The organism is Variovorax sp. P4_B10 (assembly GCF_056402375.1).
In genome coordinates, this window is record NZ_JBFUHN010000061.1 from 12413 (window position 1) to 28142 (window position 15730).

Below are 15730 nucleotides of genomic sequence, written 5' to 3' on the forward strand. Positions count from 1 at the left end.
CGCCGCGCCACACGCAGTACCTTGAAGAGACGATGCCCCCTACCGACAAGCACCCAGGATCGCACGTGCCCTACATCGACGCCCCCAACCGATCGATCGATGTCGACGGGACTGCATTCGCGTACCGCGACCTGGGGCCGCGCAGTGGCGTGCCACTGGTCCTGCTCAACCACTGGGGCGCGGTCCTCGACAACTTCGACCCGCGGATCGTCGATGGACTTGCCCGCAGGCATCGCATCATCGCCATCGACTACCGGGGAATTGGCGCTTCGGGCGGAACGGCACCTGTGACCATCGATGCGATGGCACAGGATGCGATCGCACTGATCCACGCACTGGGTTTCGAGAAGGTCGATCTGCTTGGCTTCTCCCTCGGAGGATTCGTGGCGCAGGACATCGTGCTGAAAGCCCCCGACCTGGTGCGCCGACTCATCCTGACCGGCACGGGGCCGGCAGGCGGCAAAGGCATCGACCAGGTAGGGGCGGTCTCCTGGCCGCTGATGGTCAAAGGCTTGTTGACGCTGCGCGATCCAAAGACCTACCTGTTCTTCACCTCCACGGCCAATGGTCGTCAAGCCGCGAAAGCCTTCCTGGAGCGACTGAAGGAGCGCAAGGCGGATCGGGACAAGGGGCCGACGCCCAGTGCCTTCCTGCGGCAGCTGAAGGCAATCAAGGCTTGGGGCCGGCAGGTGCCCCAGGATCTGGGCAGCATCCGCATCCCTGTGCTGATCGCCAATGGCGACAACGACATCATGGTGCCCACCGTGAACAGTCATGACATGGCGCGTCGCATTCCCGGCTCGCAACTGGTCATCTACAAAGACGCCGGGCATGGCGGGATCTTCCAGTACCACGGCGAGTTCGTGCCCAAGGCGCTGGTCTTCCTCAATGACTGAAACGATTCAATGAGGCCGGTCACCCTCAGCTAGCGTCTTCGATCAGGTCCTTGTCCAGCCTGATCAGGCCATCGCATGGCCGACGCGCAAACCTCGCAGGCCTTGGGGTTCCTTGGCCGCTCCACACGACAAGGAGAACGATTTGAATACACATACAACCGTCAACATCGGCAAGCGCGCGCTGGTGACCGGCGCATCCAGCGGCATTGGCGCGGCAATCGCGCGTGAGCTCGCGGCGCTCGGCGTTGATCTCGTACTGACGGCGCGGCGCCGCGACGCACTCGACGCGGTCGCCGCGACCTGCAAGGGCGTGAAGGTCGAGATCGTCACCGCAGATCTCGGCAAGCCCGATGCCGCGCGCGCACTGTGGGACGCCGTGATCGCCAACGGCCCGATCGACATCCTGATCAACAACGCCGGGTTTGGCTATTTCCGCCGGTTCGACGAGGTCGACTGGGTGCGCGACGCGGAGCTCGTTCAACTCAACATGACCTCGCTCGTCGCGCTCGCGCGTTGCTTCGTTGACGCGCACAAGGCAAGCACAGGACCCGCGCACATGGTGAACATCGCGTCGACCGGCGCGTACCAGTCCGTGCCGAACATGGCGCTGTACGCCGCGTCGAAGGCGTTCGTCCGCAACTTCAGCGAGGGTCTCCATGACGAGCACCGCGGCACGTCGCTGTCGGTGACCTGCATCTGCCCTGGCGGTACCGAAACCGCGTTCCACGCCGCGTCCGGCGGGGGCGACTACTCGTGGATCGCGAACGCGTCGACGAAAAGCGCGGAGTTTGTGGCGCAGGCCACGATCCGCGCGATGCTGCGCGGCAAGCGCACGGTTGTGCCCGGGCTGTTTAACAAGCTGTCGTGCTTTGGCGTGCGTTTCTTGACGCGGCGGTTCGCGTCGCGGGTGGCGACTCAAGTGCTCGGCAAGCCGCGGTTGGCACTGCCGACGCGAAGAATGACTTGAGACCGCGGGGAACTATCGCAGGCAACTGCATGGCGCCCTCACTCCCACTCGATCGTCGCCGGCGGCTTGCTGCTCACGTCGTAGGTCACGCGGTTGATGCCGCGCACTTCATTGATGATGCGGCCCGACACCTTCTTGAGCAGCGCGTACGGCAGCTCGGCCCAGTCGGCCGTCATGAAGTCGCTGGTCTGCACGGCGCGCAGCGCGACCACGTAGTCGTAGGTGCGGCCATCGCCCATCACGCCCACGCTCTTCACAGGCAGGAACACGGTAAAGGCCTGGCTCGTGAGGTCGTACCAGGTCTTGCCGGTCTCGTCCTTGAAGTTGCGCAGTTCCTCGATGAAGATCGCATCGGCGCGGCGCAGCAGGTCGGCGTATTCCTTCTTCACTTCGCCGAGGATGCGCACGCCCAGGCCCGGGCCGGGGAACGGATGGCGATACACCATCTCGGGCGGCAGGCCGAGCGCCACGCCGAGTTCACGTACTTCGTCCTTGAACAGGTCGCGCAGCGGTTCGAGCAGCTTGAGGCCGAGCTGTTCGGGCAGGCCGCCGACGTTGTGGTGGCTCTTGATGGTGACGGCCTTCTTGCTCTTGGCGCCGCCCGACTCGATAACGTCGGGGTAGATGGTGCCCTGCGCGAGGAAGGTCGCGCCCTTGTGGCCTCCGTCACCGGCCTTGAGCTTGGCCGCTTCCTGCTTGAACACGGTGACGAACTCGCCGCCGATGATCTTGCGCTTGGCTTCGGGGTCGCTCACGCCGGCGAGCTTGCCGAGGAACAGGTCGCTCGCATCGACGCGGATCACCTTCGCGTGCAGCTTGCCTTCGAACATCTCCATGACCATGTCGCCTTCGTTCAGGCGCAGCAGGCCGTGGTCGACGAACACGCAGGTCAGCTGGTCGCCGATGGCGCGATGGATCAGCGCGGCGGCCACGCTCGAATCGACGCCGCCCGAGAGGCCGAGGATGACTTCTTCATCGCCCACCTGCTCGCGGATCTTCTGCACGGCCTCGGCAATGTGGTCGCGCATCACCCAGTCGGGCTTCGCTTCGCAGATGCCGAGCACGAAGCGCTCGATGATCGCCTTGCCCTGCACCGTGTGCGTCACTTCGGGGTGGAACTGCAGCGCGTAGTAGCGGCGCGCCTCGTCGGCCATGCCGGCGATCGGGCAGCTGTCGGTCGACGCCATGAGCTTGAAGCCCGGCGGCAGCTCGGTGACCTTGTCGCCGTGGCTCATCCACACGTTGAGCATGCCGTGGCCTTCGGGCGTGGTGAAGTCGGCAATGTCCTTCAGCAGCGCGGTGTGGCCATGGGCGCGCACGGCCGCGAAGCCGAACTCGCGCTTGTGGCCGCCTTCGACCTTGCCGCCGAGCTGGTGCGCCATGGTCTGCATGCCGTAGCAGATGCCGAGCACCGGCACGCCGAGGTCGAACACGGCCTGCGGGGCCTTGTCGGTGGTCTCTTCATAGACGCTGGCGTGGCTGCCCGAAAGGATCACGCCCTTGAGGTGGCCGTCGGCGGCGTATTCGCGCACCCATTCGTCGGTGACGTCGCAGGGGTGCACTTCGCTGAGCACGTGCGCTTCACGCACGCGGCGTGCGATCAGCTGCGTGACTTGCGAGCCGAAGTCGAGGATGAGGATCTTGTCGTGTTGCATGGAGAAGACTCAGAGCGTTGAAATGTCGAACAGCCTGACGCCCGCTTGCGGCGCGGCCTGGATGAGTTGCTCGTCGAAAGTGGCGAGCGGGAGATTGAGCGAGCGTGCGAGCCAGAGATAGCCCGCGTCGTAGAGCGACACGCCAGCGTCGATGGCCACCGCGAGCACGGCCTTGTGCTGCGCAGGCGCGAGTTCATGCAGTTCGACACGGTGGCGGATGGCGTCGAGCACGCTCCACAGCCCTTCGACGGCCGAGGCAGGAATGCGGCCGCTGCGCACGCCGTTGGCGAGGATGTTGGCGCACTCCCATTGCCAGGCATTGGGCGCCTGTGGCTCGACCTCGTCGCGGCGGATGGCGGCGTAGAGCTTGCGGGTGTGTTCGCTGGCCAGGTCGGGCAGCAGCCAGGCGGCGGTGACGGAGGCGTCCATGACGAAGGCTGTCACGATTGACGCCCTTCGTCGAGCAATGCGCGCAGGGAGAGACCCGGCTTGATGGTGGCGTGGAGCGCGTCGATCTGCCCCAGCTCGCGCTCGATCTGCTCGTCGGTGATGACGGGCTTGCGCCGCACCGGCAGCATGCGCACGACTTCCTTGCCGTGGCGGGTGATGCGAACCTCTTCGCCCTTTTCGACCAGGTCGATCAGGGCCGAGAAGTTGTTCTTGGCTTCGGCGATGCCGATGGATTGCATTTGGGCCAGAAAAATTGAATCTAGCCCAAATTTTAATGCCAATCTGGCCCGACTTTCAAGGTCTGGCCAGATTGGGCCTACTCAGCTCGGTAGTTCGGGGCTTCCTTCGTGATCTGCACGTCGTGCACGTGGCTCTCGCGGATGCCGGCCGTGGTGATCTCGACGAACTCGGCCTTGTTCTTCATGTCTTCGATGGTGGCGCAGCCGCAGTAGCCCATGCTGGCGCGCACGCCGCCGGCCATCTGGTAGACGATGGAGACGATCGAGCCCTTGTAGGGCACGCGGCCTTCGATGCCTTCGGGAACCAGCTTGTCGGTGTTGGGGTTGCCGGTGGTCGATTCCTGGAAGTACCGGTCGGCGCTGCCCTGCTGCATCGCGCCAATGGAACCCATGCCACGGTAGCTCTTGTAGCTGCGGCCCTGGTACAGCACGATCTCGCCGGGCGCCTCTTCGGTGCCGGCAAACATGCTGCCCATCATCACGGTGCTGGCGCCGGCCGCAATGGCCTTGGCGATGTCGCCCGAGTAGCGCACGCCGCCGTCGGAGATCAGCGGGATGCCGGTGCCCTGGAGCGCGGTGGCGACACTGTCGACCGCCATGATCTGCGGCACGCCCACGCCCGCCACGATGCGGGTGGTGCAGATGGAGCCCGGGCCGATGCCGACCTTGACCGCGTCGGCGCCGACGTCGGCCAATGCACGCGCAGCGTCGCCGGTGGCGATGTTGCCGCCGATGACGTCGACCTGCGGATAGTTCTTCTTGACCCAGCGCACACGCTCGATCACGCCGGCGCTGTGGCCGTGCGCGGTGTCGACCACGATGGCGTCGACGCCGGCCTTCACCAGCGCTTCGACGCGTTCCTCGGTGCCGTCACCTACGCCCACCGCGGCGCCCACGCGCAGGCGGCCGCTGGCGTCGCGTGCGGCGTTGGGGAAGCTGGTTTGCTTGGTGATGTCCTTGACGGTGATCAGGCCCTTGAGCTCCCAGTCGCTGTTGATGACCAGCAGACGCTCGAGCTTGTGCTTGTTCAGCAGCGCCTTGGCTTCGGCCAGCGTGGTGCCGTCAGGCACGGTGATGAGCTTGTCGCGCTGCGTCATGATTTCGCTGACGGGCACGTCGTAGCGGTTTTCGAAGCGCAGGTCACGCCCGGTCACGATGCCGACCACCTTGCCGGCATCGACCACCGGGAAGCCCGAGATACCGAGCTGGTCCGACAGTGCCATCACCTGGCGCACCGAGTGCGTCGGCGTGATCACCACCGGGTCGCGCAGCACGCCCGATTCATAGCGCTTCACGCGGGCCACTTCGGCGGCCTGCTGTTGCGCGGTGAGGTTCTTGTGCACGATCCCGATACCGCCCTCTTGCGCGATGGCAATCGCGAGGCGGGCTTCAGTCACGGTGTCCATGGCCGCCGAGACGAGCGGCAGGTTCAGCGTGATGTTGCGGGAGAGTTTGGTGGCGAGGGAGGTGTCCTTGGGCAGGACCTGGGAGAACGCTGGCACCAACAACACATCGTCGAAGGTGAGCGCTTTGCCGAGAAGGCGCATGGGTGAAGCTCCAAAAGACGGATTGTAACGAGGGCCCAGGGCAGTTCGCCGGCGCGGGTTTTTTCGGACCGTTGCAAAAGCACCCCACTACGGATGTTGCAAGAAGTAAGGCGCGGCTAAACTTCGGGGATGAAATTCGTGCACTGGCTGCTGATGGGATGTGTCGTTGCGCTGCCGCTCTCGGCGAGCGCGCAATGGCAATGGATCGACAAGAACGGCAAGAAGGTCTTCAGCGACCAGGCGCCGCCGCCCGACGTTCCCGAGAAGAACATCCTGCGTCGTTCGGGCTCGCCGCCGCCGCGGACGGCCACCGGCGTTGTCCCGTCGCTGGAAACCCCGGCGCCCGAAACCACCGAGGCTGCAGCGCCCAAGGCGCGCGAAGGCGCCGGCACGCCCAAGCCCAGCGGCGTCGACAAGGAACTCGAGGAAAAGACCAAGAAGGCCGAGGCTGAAGAAAAGGCCAAGCGGGCCGCCGAAGAGGCAAAGATCGCCAAGGCCAAGGCCGACAACTGCGCCCTCGCCCGCCAGGGCAAGGCCACGGTCGACAGCGGCATCCGCATCGCGAAGGTCAATGCCCAGGGCGAGCGCGAGATCATGGACGATGCGGCCCGCGCCGCCGAGCAGAAACGCCTGCAGTCCGTCATCAGCAGCGACTGCAAGTAAGAAGCGGGCCGGGCAGCGTCAGTAGCCGGCCTTGCCGCCCTTGCGGCGGTTTGCGAACAGGCCGGTACCCCGCGCGCCCTGGCGCTGAAAGCGCTCGCGGCGCGCCACCTTCGGATCCACCGTCAAGGGGCGGCACAGCTCGACGCGATCGCCGTCCTTCAAGGCCTGCTCCCATTCGACCGCCCTGCCCCAGATGCCCGGCGTCATGGCATGCCGCCAGTCCAGCGCCGGAAAACGTTGCTGCAGCTGGCTGGCCTGCACCGCATCGCTCACGGTGGCATCGGGTTCGAGCCGCAGGACCTGCTCGAACACCTCGCGTGCCGCCGGCGAGCAGCTCAGCGTGACCTCGATCATCAGGAACCGCCGTAGACCTGCTCGGCGCGCTTGACGAAGGCTTCGACCAGGCTGGATGCCACGGTGTCGAACACCGGTCCCACGAGTGCCTGCAAGGCAAAGTTGCTGAAGCCGTAGCTCATGTGCAGTTCGACGCGGCAGGCGCGCTCGCCGTGCTCCCCGACCGGCACGAACTTCCAGATGCCGTCGAGGTTGGAGAACGGCCCGTCGACCAGCTTCAAATGCACCTCGCGCCCCGGAACGTGGCTGTTGCGGGTGGTGAAACTCTGGTGAAAGCCACCGAAGGCCAGGCCGACTTCGGCGGTCATGCCGGCCTCGTCCTCCTCGAGGATCCGGGCCTTGTCGCACCAGGGAAGGAACTGCGGATACTTCGCCACATCGGTGACGAGCGCATACATCTCTTCGGCGCTGTACCAGATGAGGACGGACTTGTTGACTGTTTTCATAGAATCGGCGCAGCGTGCGCGACGGATTGTATTGAAGCCATGCGTCCCCAACTTCCCGAGCCATGGCCACAAAGAAACAAGATACCTCCTCCCGCATTGCCGACAACAAGAAGGCCGCGTACAACTATTTCTTCGAAGAACGCTTCGAGGCCGGCATGGTGCTCGAAGGCTGGGAAGTCAAATCGCTGCGCGAAGGCAAGGTGCAGCTCACCGACGGCTACGTGGTGATCCGCGACGGCGAACTGTTCGTCGTGGGCTTGCAGATCAACCCGCTCAAGAGCGCTTCGACCCACGTCAACCCCGATTCGATCCGCACCAAGAAGCTGCTGCTGCACAAGGAAGAAATCCGCCGGCTGGTCGGCAAGGTCGAGCAGAAGGGCTACACGCTGGTACCGCTCAACCTGCATTGGAAGGCCGGCAAGGTCAAATGCGAGATCGCGCTGGCCAAGGGCAAGGCCGAGCACGACAAGCGCGACACCATCAAGGACCGCGAAGGCAAGCGCGAGGTCGAGCGCGCGATGAAGAGCCGCAGCCGCTAGTTCTTTTTTGCGCGACATGGAATAAAAGACGCGCTGCAGGCGTTTGTGCGGTGTCATCGGATCGTCGATGCCACCAACCAGGAGTCTTTCCATGTCGCCTTTTCGCGTTTCCTCCGTCGGCATCGCCGCGGTGCTGCTGGGCAGCCTTCTCGCGCTTCCTTCGTTCGCGCAACCCAAGCCCGCCGACGGCGCGCTGGTCGGCCCGAACGGCATGACGCTCTACACCTTCGACAAGGACACGGCCGGCAACGGCAAGTCGGTCTGCAACGGCGGCTGCGCCACCAACTGGCCGCCCTTCATGGCCGCCGACGGCGACAAGGCCGCAGGCGACTTCACCATCGTCACGCGCGACGACGGCAAGAAGCAGTGGGCCGCCAAGGGCTGGCCGCTCTACTACTGGTCCAAGGACGCGAAGCCCGGCGACAAGACCGGCGACGGCGTCGGCGGCGCCTGGAAAACCGCCAAGCCCTGACCCGAACGCGCCGCCAGCCCACCCATGGACGCTCGCCCGCTGGTCGATCACATCCCCAGCCTGCGCCGCTATGCGCGCGCACTCACGGGCAATGCGTGGGCGGCCGACGACCTGGTGCAGGACACCCTCGAGCGGGCCTGCAGCAAATGGCGGCTCTGGGTGGTGGGCAGCGACCTGCGCGCATGGCTGTTCACGGTCATGCACAACATCTTCGCGAGCCAGGTGCGGCGCACGCCACCGCCGAACAGCGTCGTGCCGCTGGACGATGTGGCGCACGAACTGCACGGCGGCGTCGACCCGGGCCGCGACCCCGGCACCGGTCTCGACCTGCAGCGCTGCCTGATGCAGTTGCCCGAGGAACAGCGGGCCGTGCTGCTGCTGGTAACGCTCGAAGACCTCTCCTATGCCGAGGTGGCCAAGGTGCTCGACATTCCCGCGGGCACCGTGATGTCGCGCCTCTCGCGCGCCCGCGTGCGGCTGCAGGAGCTGTTGGATGGCGCCGCCGCGCCGAACCGTCCCGGCCTGCGCCGCCTCAAATGAATCCCGCTGCCGCACCATGAACCGCCCCGCCCCGCCCCCTACCGACGACGAACTGCATGCACTGGTCGATGGACAGCTGGCGCCCGATCGCCGGCTCGCCGTCGAAGAGGCGTTGGCGCGCGATCCTGCCATTACAGCGCAGGTTGCGGCCTGGCACACCCAGCGCGACGCCTTGCGCCGGCTGCACGGCGAGCTGCTGGACGACCCCGTTCCCGCGTCCCTGACGAGCGCGCTCGAACGCAACCTGCCCCGGCAGGCACGGCGCAGCAGCTGGATGCGCTGGGGTGGCATGGCGGCCGGCGTGCTCGTCGCCTTTGCTGCCGGCTGGCTCGGCAATGCCCAATGGTCGGTACAACGCACCGCACCGGCCCAGTTGGCCAGGGCGCCGGCAATGCGCGAGTTCGTTCGCGATGCATCCATCGCGCACGCCGTCTACGCGCCCGAGAAAAGACACCCCGTCGAGGTGGCGGCCGCCGAGCAGCAGCACCTCGTCCAGTGGCTGTCCAAACGCCTCGACAGGCCGCTCAAGGTGCCTGACCTGACAACGATGGGCTACACGCTCGTCGGCGGCCGCCTGCTGCCCGGCGAAACCGGTGCACGCGCCCAGTTCATGTTCGAGGACGCTGCCGGCGAGCGCGTGACGCTCTACATCGGCACCCTTGACGCCCGGGCCGCGGGAACAGCCGCATCGCGCGAAACGGCGTTCCGCTTCGCGTCCGAAGGGCCGGTGCCCAGCTTCTATTGGATCGACCAGGGTTTCGGCTATGCCGTTGCTGGCAAGCTACCGCGTGATGTTTTGCTGAAACTCGCGACGCTCGCCTACCGCGATTTGACCTGAGCCCGGCATAAACTGCCGGATCGCGCAACCACCTGGCTTGTTTTCGCGATTTTTCAACTGAAGGAGAAACTGCATGAAATTGCTCAGCGCCTCGATCCTCGCGGCGGCCTTGCTCGCCGGCTGCGGTGGCATGTCCAACAAGACCGCCAGCGCACCCGACACTCCCACCCGGACCGCCGACGGCGTGCTGGTCGGACCGAACGGCATGACGCTCTACACCTTCGCCCGCGATACGGCCAGCGCCGGCACCTCCGCCTGCAATGCCCAGTGCGCCACCAACTGGCCACCGCTGCCCGTTGCCGAAACAGCCAAGCCCATCGGCGGCTACACCATCATCATTCGCGAAGACGGCAAGCGCCAATGGGCCTACAAGGGCTGGCCGCTGTACTACTGGTCGAAGGACGTCAAGGCCGGCGACAAGACCGGTGACGGTGTGCTGAACGGCGCCTGGAAGGTCGCTCGCCCCTGATCCTCCGCGATCGTCCGATCGTGAAGGCTCCGGCACACGCCGGGGCCTTTTTTTGTTGGTGCGTCCGCCACGGCAGAATCGCCGCATGAATTCTGCAGTCGCGAGTCCGGATGCGTTCCTCGCCCTTCTTTCCTACGGCCTGATCACCGACGCGCAGCACGACGCCGTACTCGCACATCCCGAGACCGCTACGCTCCCGCCGATTCCCGGCCCTGCGCACGCTCTGGCCTGGATGCGCGTGAAGGGCCTCATCATCGAAGAAGAAGTCGACGCTGCCGTCGAACGACTCGAGGAGGCCTCGCCGCCCGTCGCCACCGCCGACGATGCGGCATACGTCGCCTGCGATGCCGATGAATTCGTGGAGCTCGGCGACCGCGGCATCACGCACGAAGCAGTGAACGCGCTCTTCAACGACGGCCTCATCGACGCCGAGACACGCGACATGGCCCTCCAGGAAACACCGCTTGTCGGCAGCGTGCCCGCCGCACCGGCCGCCACGCTGGCCTGGATGGTGATCGACGGCCCGCTCGAGAAAGAATTGTTCGAGGCCACCCGCGCCCAGATCGCAGCCGAGCCGGCCTTTGCCATGGCGGCGGACCGGGCGCGCATCGTCGCCGAGGCGCAGGAACAGATTGGCGCCAGCGAGCAGGCGGTGAGCGCGTGGCAGGCCGATGCGCAAAGCAGACGTCGCAGGGGTGCCTGGAAGGCCGGGCTGGTCACGCTGGCGATCGTAGGCGGACTGGGCTGGTACCTTTTCGCGCCACAAGGCGTGCCGGCCTGCAATGCCGACACCACGCGCAAGACGCTGCAGGGCCTGATGCTCCGCGTGTCGATCGACTGGCGCACCCAGGGCCTGCGCGAGGTCGGCATCCCGACCTTGAGCGGCCTGCGCGAAGTCGGCTACCGCGAGGACGAGCGCATCCGCGGATGCATGGCCACGATGACCCGTGGGGACGACATCAAGCCGATCGCGTACACGATCGGCCCGGCCTCCACCAACGACGACAAGATGATGGTGCGCGGCGCCGATCCGGTCATCGTGGAGGCCCGCTTCGGGCATCTCGATGCGAAAGGCAGGCCGCTCTACAACGCCGAGCCCATCGGGCGCATGGCAGCGGAGAAGGCCTTCCGTGACGGAGTGACCGCCTTGCGGTCGAGCTCGCCTGCCGCGGCGATGCTGGAGCGCCAGCTCGAACGCCAGCGCGCGCGCCAGCGTTCCGGCACCGGCCTCGTGACCACCGACCCCGGTCGCGAGCGCGAGATCGCCGACTTCGAGCCCGCCGGCCCCTGCCGCGCGCATCAAGACGGCGTGAGCCAGGTCTGTCCGCTGGTCGTCGAATACAACGACCGCCTGCTGGCCGCCGTCGGCCACGTGCAGTCGCTGCCGCTGAGTGGCGACTTCACTTTCATTCAGGACGGCGGCAACTGGCGCATGAGCGACGACTTCGCAAAGCGCTTCACCCGGGCCGTGACGGAAGCCCGCCTGACCAGCATGGGCGTGACGGACGCCGCGGAGCCCGAATAATTCTTGCGCGCTCTAGTGCGCGCCCGGCAGCGCGTTGTCGGCCATCGTGATGCGGCGCCCGTGCAGCGCCAGCAGTTCGTTGAACACCAACGCGCCGATGACCAGCGCTCCACCGGTCAACACACTGGCAGCAGGCTCCTCGCCGGCGCCGATCCAGGCCAGCGCGATGCCGAAGATCACTTCGAGCAAGGCCAGCAACGCGACTTCGGGCGCCTTCAGCACTTGCGCGCACAGCACCGACAGCACGCAGGGAATGGCCAGCTGGAACACGCCCAGGAAAGCCAGCAGGCCGAGATCGTGCGCATTCGCCCGAAACGGCCAGGCAAAGGGCAACGTGAACAAGGCGGTGAGCACGGCGCCGATCAGCACCGCGGGCACCAGATCGATGTCATGCCCCTTGGCATGCGCGTGCTGAACGACGGTCCAGTTGGTGGCGCCGGCCAGCGGCACGCACAGCGCGACCAGCGTGCCGAGCAGCGATCCGCCCGCCCCACCCTGCATCAGCTGCGTGCCGTACATCCAGCCGATGCCAAGCCCGGCCACGACGATGGCGAGCCAGGTGCGTGCGGGCAGGCGGTGGCCGATGAAGAGGCGCGCGGCCAGCGCGGTGAGCAGCGGCCCGAGCGACATCGTGACCAGCACGCTGGCCGTCGAGGTCAGCGTGAGCGCCACCATGAAAGCCGTGAACATCACGGCCCAGCAGACGCCCGAGATCCAGAGCGCGCACCCGCCGCTGCGCAGTTGCGAAAACACGGCGCGCCCCCGCCAAAGCGGCAAGATCACCAGCAGCGCCAGCATCGTGAAGAGGCTGCGCCAGAAGGTGATCTCGAAACTGTGCGCCTGCATGAGATGCCGTGTGACCACGCCCGCCGTGCCCCACATCAGGGTCACGACGACCATCAGCCACACAGCCCCGCCGTGCGTCAGGCGCATGGACCCCTCGGGGTCAGGCGGACTGCGTTTCGCGGCCGGCGCGCTTGCGCTCGTGCTCTTTCAGGTAGCGCTTGCGCAGGCGCACGCTCTTGGGCGTGATTTCGACCAGTTCGTCGTCCTCGATGAATTCCACGCCGTATTCGAGCGTGAGTTCGATCGGCGGCGTGATCTTGATCGCATCTTCCTTGCCCGAAACGCGGAAGTTGGTCAGCTGCTTGGTGCGCGTGGCGTTCACCACGAGGTCGTTGTCGCGGCTGTGGATGCCGACGATCATGCCTTCGTACACTGGGTCGTTGGCGCGCACGAACATGCGGCCGCGGTCGTCCAGCTTGCCCAGGGCGTAGGTGAAGATTTCACCGTCGTCCATCGAGATCAGCACGCCGTTCTTGCGGCTGCCGATGTCGCCCTTGTGCGGTTCGTAGCTGTCGAAGATGTTGCTGATGAGGCCCGAGCCGCGCGTCAGGTTCAGGAATTCGTTGGTGAAGCCGATCAGCCCACGCGCCGGAATGCGGTACTCGAGGCGCACGCGGCCACGGCCGTCCGGTTCCATGTTGACCAGTTCGCCCTTGCGCTCGCCCAGCGCCTGCATCACGCCGCCCTGGTGCTGGTCTTCGATGTCGGCCGTGACCAGTTCGATCGGCTCGTGCTTCTCGCCGTTGACGGTGCGGAACACCACGCGCGGCTTCGACACGGCCATTTCATAGCCTTCGCGGCGCATGTTTTCCAGCAGGATGGTCAGGTGCAGTTCGCCGCGGCCCATGACTTCGAAGATGCCTTCTTCGTCGGTCTCGTTCACGCGCAGCGCGACGTTGTGCTGCAGTTCCTTCTGCAGGCGGTCCCAGATCTGGCGGCTGGTGACGAACTTGCCTTCGCGGCCGGCCAGCGGGCTGGTGTTGACGCAGAAGTTCATGGTCAGGGTCGGCTCGTCGACCTTGAGCATGGGCAGCGGCGCCGGATTGGCGGGGTCGGTCACGGTGACGCCGATGCCGATGTCGGTAATGCCGTTGATCAGCACGATTTCGCCCGGGCCGGCTTCGGTGGTCTGCACGCGGTCCAGGCCCTGGAAGGTCAGCACCTGGTTGACGCGGCCCTTGACGGCCTTGCCGTCTGGACCTTCCATCACCACCACGTCCATCATCGGCTTCAGGGTGCCCTGGCTGATGCGGCCCACGCCGATACGGCCGACGAAGGTCGAGAAGTCGAGCGCGGAAATCTGCAGTTGCAGCGGCGCGTCAGGATCGCCCTTCTGCGCCGGCACGTGCTTCAGGATGGTGTTGAAGAGGGCCGACATGTCTGGGCCCCACTGCTCGCCGGGAGCACCCTCTTCCAGCGACGACCAGCCGTTGATGCCCGAGGCGTAGACCACGGGGAAATCGAGCTGTTCGTCGGTCGCGCCGAGCTTGTCGAACAGGTCGAAGGCGGCATTGACCACCTTGTCGGGGTTCGCGCCCGGCTTGTCGACCTTGTTCACGACCAGGATGGGCTTGAGGCCGAGGGCCAGCGCCTTCTTGGTCACGAAGCGCGTCTGCGGCATCGGGCCTTCCTGTGCATCGATCAGCAGCACCACGCCGTCCACCATGGAGAGCGCACGTTCCACTTCGCCGCCGAAGTCCGCGTGGCCGGGGGTGTCGACGATGTTGATGTGCGTGCCTTCCCAGGTCACGGCGCAGTTCTTGGCCAGGATCGTGATGCCACGTTCCTTTTCAATGGCGTTGTTGTCCATCACCGTATCGACGACCTTCTCGTGCTCGGCGAAGGTGCCGGACTGGCGCAGCAGCTGGTCGACCATGGTGGTCTTGCCATGGTCCACGTGGGCAATGATGGCGATATTGCGGATTTGCTTGGTACTCATGGTGTCGCTTCTGTCTGTTGTGCGTTCAAAAGAATTTGCTGAATTTCGATGGGGTTCAGCAAGCGCCCCGGGATCAGTTCGTTGGCCGTGACATGGGCCGTGCCGAGAAAAGCGTGCGGTTCGCTGCCGAACACGGCGACCTCGGCGGCATCGGCCCATTCGCCGCGGCGGCGCAGGCCCGAGAGGAAACGTGCAGCATCTTCCGCGCCCAGCGTGACGACCGTGTGGCCCTCGACCAGGGATTCGGCAGGCAACAACTGCGCCAACCGCTCTTCCTCGCCCATGGCTTCGAGCGCCTCGAGCGTGATGCACTGCACCACGCCGAAACCACCGGTGGCCGTGCGGCGCAGCGACGTGAGGTGGGCACCGCAGCCCAGCGCCTCGCCGATGTCTTCGCCCAGCGTGCGGATGTAGGTTCCCTTGCTCACGGAAGCCACTATTTTTATCGCATTGCTTGCCGATTCGGAGGCGGCCTGCGTGACCTTCAATGCATGAATGACCACATCGCGTGGCGCCCGCTCGATCTCGATGCCTTCACGCGCGTATTCGTACAGCGCCTTGCCGTCCTTCTTGAGCGCGCTGTGCATCGGCGGCACCTGGCGGATCGGGCCGGTGAACAGGGCTTCGACGCGCGCCAGGTCTTCGGCGGTGACGTGCACCGGACGCTCGGCAATCACCTCGCCCTCGGCGTCACCGGTCGCGGTCTTGATGCCGAGCCGGGCCGTGGCTTCGTAGGTCTTGTCTGCATCGAGGTGCAGCTGGCTGAACTTGGTGGCCGCGCCGAAGCACAGCGGCAGCACGCCGGTGGCCAGCGGATCGAGCGTGCCGGTATGGCCCGCCTTTTCGGCGCGCAGCAACCACTTGGCCTTCTGCAAGGCCTGGTTGCTGGAGAGTCCCAGCGGTTTGTCGAGCAACAACACCCCGTGCACAGGGCGCCGCTGCACCCTTGTGCGTGGCGCATTCATCGCTAGTCGTCTTTCGAACGCGAAGCGACGGCCTGCGCGATGAGCGCATTCATGTCGGCCGCACGCTCGGTGGTGCGGTCGAACAGGAAGTGCAGCGTCGGCACGGTGTGGATATGGAGGCGCTTGAACAGGCCGTTGCGGAGGAATCCGGCGGCCTGGTTCAGTGCTTCGGTGGTCTCGGTCACGTCGCCTGTGAGCATGCTGAAGTAGATCTTCGCGTGCGCATAGTCGGGCGTGACTTCGACCGCCTGGATCGTGACCATGCCCACGCGCGGGTCCTTCAACTCGCGCGCGATCAACTCCGTCAGATCCCGCTGGATCTGGTCGGCGACCTTGAAGGCGCGGTTGGGGGCGGCGGCTTTTCTTTTGGGCACAGTGGA

Annotated in this window: 19 protein-coding genes; 9 read left to right on the plus strand and 10 right to left on the minus strand. The window is 65.8% G+C overall.

The window, feature by feature from the left end:
• Positions 1-32 precede the first annotated feature (32 nt).
• Positions 33-896 (plus strand): alpha/beta fold hydrolase, encoded by an 864-nt coding sequence (locus tag AC1DXX_RS24140; protein WP_478136772.1) that lies wholly within the window; start codon positions 33-35, stop codon positions 894-896.
• A gap of 142 nt (positions 897-1038) precedes the next feature.
• A complete protein-coding gene (locus tag AC1DXX_RS24145; protein WP_478136743.1) occupies positions 1039-1863 on the plus strand; it encodes an SDR family NAD(P)-dependent oxidoreductase in 825 nt (274 codons plus the stop codon).
• A gap of 38 nt (positions 1864-1901) precedes the next feature.
• Here AC1DXX_RS24145 and guaA read toward each other — a convergent pair whose 3' ends face one another.
• The 4 genes from guaA to guaB all read right to left on the minus strand — a co-directional run bounded on the left by guaA (position 1902) and on the right by guaB (position 5754).
• Complete coding sequence (gene guaA / locus AC1DXX_RS24150) at positions 1902-3518, minus strand: glutamine-hydrolyzing GMP synthase (RefSeq protein ID WP_478136744.1); 1617 nt, start codon at positions 3516-3518, stop codon at positions 1902-1904.
• 9 nt (positions 3519-3527) lie between these two features.
• Positions 3528-3947: a type II toxin-antitoxin system VapC family toxin gene (locus AC1DXX_RS24155; RefSeq protein ID WP_478136773.1), complete on the minus strand. Its 420-nt coding sequence runs from the start codon at positions 3945-3947 to the stop codon at positions 3528-3530.
• Between the two features lie 11 nt (positions 3948-3958).
• Entirely contained in the window at positions 3959-4207 is a 249-nt protein-coding gene (locus tag AC1DXX_RS24160; RefSeq protein WP_478136745.1) for a type II toxin-antitoxin system Phd/YefM family antitoxin, read from the minus strand.
• A 77-nt stretch (positions 4208-4284) separates the two neighbouring features.
• Positions 4285-5754: an IMP dehydrogenase gene (gene guaB, locus AC1DXX_RS24165; RefSeq protein WP_478136746.1), complete on the minus strand. Its 1470-nt coding sequence runs from the start codon at positions 5752-5754 to the stop codon at positions 4285-4287.
• 129 nt (positions 5755-5883) lie between these two features.
• Between guaB and AC1DXX_RS24170 the strand changes: the two genes are divergently transcribed.
• Positions 5884-6417, plus strand: coding sequence for a DUF4124 domain-containing protein (locus AC1DXX_RS24170; RefSeq protein ID WP_478136747.1), 534 nt, complete (start codon positions 5884-5886; stop codon positions 6415-6417).
• A gap of 18 nt (positions 6418-6435) precedes the next feature.
• On the opposite strand, the gene AC1DXX_RS24175 is transcribed toward AC1DXX_RS24170, so the two are convergent.
• Together AC1DXX_RS24175 and AC1DXX_RS24180 are read right to left on the minus strand one after the other, a co-directional pair.
• A complete protein-coding gene (locus AC1DXX_RS24175) occupies positions 6436-6771 on the minus strand; it encodes an RnfH family protein (protein WP_478136748.1) in 336 nt (111 codons plus the stop codon).
• On the minus strand, positions 6771-7217 hold the full coding sequence (locus AC1DXX_RS24180; RefSeq protein WP_478136749.1) for a type II toxin-antitoxin system RatA family toxin: 447 nt from the start codon (positions 7215-7217) through the stop codon (positions 6771-6773). The genes AC1DXX_RS24175 and AC1DXX_RS24180 overlap by 1 nt, the downstream gene beginning before the upstream one ends.
• Before the next feature lie 62 nt (positions 7218-7279).
• On the opposite strand from AC1DXX_RS24180, the gene smpB reads away from it, so the two are divergent.
• The 6 genes from smpB (at position 7280) to AC1DXX_RS24210 (ending at position 11600) form a co-directional block, all read left to right on the plus strand.
• Positions 7280-7756: an SsrA-binding protein SmpB gene (gene smpB, locus AC1DXX_RS24185; protein WP_478136750.1), complete on the plus strand. Its 477-nt coding sequence runs from the start codon at positions 7280-7282 to the stop codon at positions 7754-7756.
• A gap of 91 nt (positions 7757-7847) precedes the next feature.
• Positions 7848-8228, plus strand: coding sequence for a COG4315 family predicted lipoprotein (locus AC1DXX_RS24190; RefSeq protein WP_478136751.1), 381 nt, complete (start codon positions 7848-7850; stop codon positions 8226-8228).
• Positions 8229-8252: 24 nt separating this feature from the next.
• Entirely contained in the window at positions 8253-8768 is a 516-nt protein-coding gene (locus AC1DXX_RS24195; protein ID WP_478136752.1) for a sigma factor-like helix-turn-helix DNA-binding protein, read from the plus strand.
• A 16-nt stretch (positions 8769-8784) separates the two neighbouring features.
• Complete coding sequence (locus AC1DXX_RS24200; RefSeq protein ID WP_478136753.1) at positions 8785-9606, plus strand: anti-sigma factor family protein; 822 nt, start codon at positions 8785-8787, stop codon at positions 9604-9606.
• A 73-nt stretch (positions 9607-9679) separates the two neighbouring features.
• Complete coding sequence (locus tag AC1DXX_RS24205) at positions 9680-10075, plus strand: COG4315 family predicted lipoprotein (protein WP_478136754.1); 396 nt, start codon at positions 9680-9682, stop codon at positions 10073-10075.
• Between the two features lie 85 nt (positions 10076-10160).
• On the plus strand, positions 10161-11600 hold the full coding sequence (locus AC1DXX_RS24210) for a hypothetical protein (protein ID WP_478136755.1): 1440 nt from the start codon (positions 10161-10163) through the stop codon (positions 11598-11600).
• A gap of 12 nt (positions 11601-11612) precedes the next feature.
• Here the strand turns inward: AC1DXX_RS24210 and AC1DXX_RS24215 are convergent, their stop codons facing one another.
• From AC1DXX_RS24215 to rbfA, 4 genes are read right to left on the minus strand one after another with little or no spacing between them, the layout of a single operon-like run.
• On the minus strand, positions 11613-12533 hold the full coding sequence (locus AC1DXX_RS24215; protein ID WP_478136756.1) for a DMT family transporter: 921 nt from the start codon (positions 12531-12533) through the stop codon (positions 11613-11615).
• Positions 12534-12546: 13 nt separating this feature from the next.
• Positions 12547-14385: a translational GTPase TypA gene (gene typA / locus AC1DXX_RS24220; protein ID WP_478136757.1), complete on the minus strand. Its 1839-nt coding sequence runs from the start codon at positions 14383-14385 to the stop codon at positions 12547-12549.
• Complete coding sequence (gene truB, locus AC1DXX_RS24225; RefSeq protein WP_478136758.1) at positions 14382-15350, minus strand: tRNA pseudouridine(55) synthase TruB; 969 nt, start codon at positions 15348-15350, stop codon at positions 14382-14384. The genes typA and truB overlap by 4 nt, the downstream gene beginning before the upstream one ends.
• Before the next feature lie 2 nt (positions 15351-15352).
• Entirely contained in the window at positions 15353-15724 is a 372-nt protein-coding gene (gene rbfA, locus AC1DXX_RS24230; protein WP_012747853.1) for a 30S ribosome-binding factor RbfA, read from the minus strand.
• Between the last annotated feature and the right edge of the window lie 6 nt (positions 15725-15730).

Coding starts and splice junctions, on each gene's coding strand:
- AC1DXX_RS24140 (WP_478136772.1), top strand. CDS start 33: ATGCCCCCTACCGACAAGCACCCAGGATCGCACGTGCCCTACATCGAC.
- guaA (WP_478136744.1), bottom strand. CDS start 3,518: ATGCAACACGACAAGATCCTCATCCTCGACTTCGGCTCGCAAGTCACG.
- AC1DXX_RS24155 (WP_478136773.1), bottom strand. CDS start 3,947: ATGGACGCCTCCGTCACCGCCGCCTGGCTGCTGCCCGACCTGGCCAGC.
- AC1DXX_RS24160 (WP_478136745.1), bottom strand. CDS start 4,207: ATGCAATCCATCGGCATCGCCGAAGCCAAGAACAACTTCTCGGCCCTG.
- guaB (WP_478136746.1), bottom strand. CDS start 5,754: ATGCGCCTTCTCGGCAAAGCGCTCACCTTCGACGATGTGTTGTTGGTG.
- AC1DXX_RS24170 (WP_478136747.1), top strand. CDS start 5,884: ATGAAATTCGTGCACTGGCTGCTGATGGGATGTGTCGTTGCGCTGCCG.
- AC1DXX_RS24175 (WP_478136748.1), bottom strand. CDS start 6,771: ATGATCGAGGTCACGCTGAGCTGCTCGCCGGCGGCACGCGAGGTGTTC.
- AC1DXX_RS24180 (WP_478136749.1), bottom strand. CDS start 7,217: ATGAAAACAGTCAACAAGTCCGTCCTCATCTGGTACAGCGCCGAAGAG.
- smpB (WP_478136750.1), top strand. CDS start 7,280: ATGGCCACAAAGAAACAAGATACCTCCTCCCGCATTGCCGACAACAAG.
- AC1DXX_RS24190 (WP_478136751.1), top strand. CDS start 7,848: ATGTCGCCTTTTCGCGTTTCCTCCGTCGGCATCGCCGCGGTGCTGCTG.
- AC1DXX_RS24195 (WP_478136752.1), top strand. CDS start 8,253: ATGGACGCTCGCCCGCTGGTCGATCACATCCCCAGCCTGCGCCGCTAT.
- AC1DXX_RS24200 (WP_478136753.1), top strand. CDS start 8,785: ATGAACCGCCCCGCCCCGCCCCCTACCGACGACGAACTGCATGCACTG.
- AC1DXX_RS24205 (WP_478136754.1), top strand. CDS start 9,680: ATGAAATTGCTCAGCGCCTCGATCCTCGCGGCGGCCTTGCTCGCCGGC.
- AC1DXX_RS24210 (WP_478136755.1), top strand. CDS start 10,161: ATGAATTCTGCAGTCGCGAGTCCGGATGCGTTCCTCGCCCTTCTTTCC.
- AC1DXX_RS24215 (WP_478136756.1), bottom strand. CDS start 12,533: ATGCGCCTGACGCACGGCGGGGCTGTGTGGCTGATGGTCGTCGTGACC.
- typA (WP_478136757.1), bottom strand. CDS start 14,385: ATGAGTACCAAGCAAATCCGCAATATCGCCATCATTGCCCACGTGGAC.
- truB (WP_478136758.1), bottom strand. CDS start 15,350: ATGAATGCGCCACGCACAAGGGTGCAGCGGCGCCCTGTGCACGGGGTG.